Consider the following 2,883-nt stretch of genomic DNA (forward strand, 5'->3'; position numbering starts at 1 on the left):
GGCCATTGTCGACCATCCGCTGACGCCGGTTCAACAGCGCAATCTCGAAAAGGAACTGAATGCCAAGGTGCTCGACCGCACCGGGCTGATCCTCGAGATCTTCGGCGAGCGGGCGCGCACCAAGGAAGGCACGCTGCAGGTCGAGCTCGCGCATCTCAACTACCAGAAGGGTCGGCTGGTGCGCAGCTGGACCCACCTCGAGCGGCAGCGCGGCGGCGCCGGCTTCCTCGGCGGCCCCGGCGAAACCCAGATCGAATCCGACCGCCGCATCCTGCAGGACAAGATCACCAAGCTGAAGCACGAGCTGGAAACGGTGCGGCGCACGCGCGACCTGCACCGCGCCAAGCGCAAGAAGGTGCCTTTTCCGGTGGTGGCGATCGTGGGCTACACCAATGCCGGCAAGTCGACGCTGTTCAACCGGCTGACCGGGGCAGGGGTGCTGGCCGAGGACATGCTGTTCGCCACGCTCGACCCCACCTTGCGGCGCGTGCGGCTGCCGCACGGCACGCCGATCATCCTGTCGGATACGGTCGGCTTCATCTCCGACCTGCCGACGCATCTGGTGGCCGCCTTCCGGGCGACGCTGGAAGAGGTCGTCGAGGCCGATCTGGTGCTGCATCTGCGCGACATCTCCGATCCGGACACGGCGGCCCAGGCTGAGGATGTCGAACGCATCCTTGCCGATCTCGGCGTCGACGCCGCCGACACGAACCGCGTGATCGAGGTCTGGAACAAGATCGACCTGCTCGACGAAGGCAATCGCGAGCGGCTGCTCGCGGAGGGCTTGAGCGGCAAGTCGCCGCCGATCGCGATTTCGGCGGTGACTGGCGAGGGACTGGACACGCTGAAGGCACTCATCGAGACGCGCGTGTCGGGTGAGCTGGAAACGATGACGGTGACGTTGAGCCCGGCCCAGCTCGGCCAGGTCGACTGGCTGTACCGCAACGGCGACATCGTTTCGCGCACTGACAATGAGGACGGCAGCATCACTCTCTCGCTCACGGCCACGCGCAGCGCCCGGCAGGAGATCGAGAGCCGCCTGCATCGCAAGAACGGCAGCTAACCGGCTGATTACTTGGCGCTTTTGGCTTGCTGCCAGAGCGCTTCCATCTCGTCGAGCGTCGCCTTCTCCAGCGAACCGCCCGAAGCCGCCAGGGCCTGCTCGACATAGTGAAAGCGCGAGCGAAACTTTTCATTGGTGCCGCTGAGCGCCGCTTCCGAATCGAGCTTTAGATGGCGGCCGAGATTGACGACGGCAAACAACATGTCGCCGAACTCGTCCTTGATCGGCGCGGCATCGCCTGTGGCAAGCGCTTCGCGCAATTCGCCGATCTCCTCCTCGATCTTGTCGAGGATGGGGGCAGCCTCGCTCCAGTCGAAGCCGACGCGCGCTGCTTTCTCCTGCAGTTTCAGCGCACGCGTCAGGGCGGGGAGCGCGACCGGCACGCTGTCGAGATAACCCTTGCCGTGATCTTCCGGATCGAGCCCGCGCGCGATGCGGGCACTGCGCTTTTCAGCCTTCTCCTCAGCCTTGATCTTCTCCCACATGCCCTTGGCCATGCCCGCGCTGCGCGCCGTCTCGTCGCCGAAGACGTGTGGATGGCGGCGGATCATCTTGGTGGTGATGGCCTCGACGACATCGCCGAAAGCGAACTCGCCGATCTCCTCGGCCATCTGCGCGTGGTAGACGACCTGCAGCAATAGGTCGCCCAGTTCCTCGCGCAGGTCGTCGAAATCGCCGCGCGCGATAGCATCAGCCACTTCATAGGCCTCTTCGAGCGTGTAGGGCGCGATGGTCGAAAAGTTCTGCTCGATATCCCACGGGCAGCCGGTCTTCGGCGCGCGCAACGCCGCCATGATCTCGATCAGCCGGGAAATGTCTTTCGAGGGCTTCATGGATCGAGCCTACCCCGCGGCCGGCGTCCGACCAATCCTGGTCGGAAGCCGAAACGGGTTGTCCACAGCAGTTGGAGACTTCAGTCGAGCACTGAGACAATCGCCTTGGCGAGATCGTCCATGCCGTCCTCCGGCAGGCCGGCGACGTTGATGCGGCTGTCGCCGACCATGTAGACGGCGTGATCGGTGCGCAGGCGCTCCACCTGTGCCTCCGTCAGCCCAAGCCTGGAAAACATGCCGCGATGGCTGGCGACGAAATCGAAGCGATCCGAGTTGGACTGCCGGCGCAATGCTTCGGCAAAAGCGACGCGCAATCTCAGCATGCGCAGCCGCATCTCCTCGAGCTCCGTCTCCCAGTCTTTCCTCAGGCCGGCGTCTTCCAGCACCATGCGCACCGCCGCGGCGCCATGATCCGGCGGCATCGAATAAAGCGCCCGCGCCGCCGCCAGCATCTGGCTCATCGCCACATCGGCCTGCGCGCCGTCCTTGGCCATGATCATCGCAGCACCCACGCGGTCGCGATAGACGGCGAAATTCTTCGAGCAGCTCGAGGCGACGACCATCTCGGGCACCTTGTCGGCCAAGAGCCGCAAGCCTGCGGCATCGGCGTCCAGGCCCTCGCCAAAGCCTTGATACGCGATGTCGACGAAGGGCAGCAGGCCGCGCTCCAGGAGAACGTCGGCGACCTTCGCCCACTGATCGAGATCGAGATTGGCGCCGGTCGGGTTGTGGCAGCAGCCATGCAGCAGCACGACATCGCCGCTGTTGGCCGTCCTGAGCGTCGCCAGCATCTCGTCGAAGCGCACAGCGCCGGAGGCGGCATCGAAATAGGGATAGTTGCGAACCTCAAGGCCGGCGGCGCGCATCACCGGCGGATGGTTCGGCCAGGTCGGATCGGAAAGCCACACCGTCGCGCCGGCGCGCGTGCGCTGCAGAAGCTCTGCCACCAGCCTGAGCGCGCCGGCGCGACGGTGTGGCTTTCCGATC

3 protein-coding genes are annotated in these 2,883 nt (G+C 65.2%); 1 reads left to right on the plus strand and 2 read right to left on the minus strand.

Translation table 11 applies throughout. The annotated features are described in order from the left end of the window. Positions 1 to 1,063, plus strand: a 1,063-nt coding sequence (gene hflX, locus EOA28_RS31310; protein ID WP_128315639.1) for a GTPase HflX, incomplete at its 5' end; no start/stop codon positions are given. An 8-nt stretch (positions 1,064 to 1,071) separates the two neighbouring features. Here hflX and mazG read toward each other — a convergent pair. Next, on the minus strand, positions 1,072 to 1,896 hold the full coding sequence (gene mazG / locus EOA28_RS31315) for a nucleoside triphosphate pyrophosphohydrolase (protein WP_127253367.1): 825 nt from the start codon (positions 1,894 to 1,896) through the stop codon (positions 1,072 to 1,074). A gap of 80 nt (positions 1,897 to 1,976) precedes the next feature. Beyond that, on the minus strand, positions 1,977 to 2,883 hold a 907-nt coding region (locus tag EOA28_RS31320; protein ID WP_148670970.1), incomplete at its 5' end, for an aromatic amino acid transaminase.

Source organism: Mesorhizobium sp. M2A.F.Ca.ET.067.02.1.1, assembly GCF_004023285.1.
Classification (GTDB): Bacteria; Pseudomonadota; Alphaproteobacteria; order Rhizobiales; family Rhizobiaceae; genus Mesorhizobium.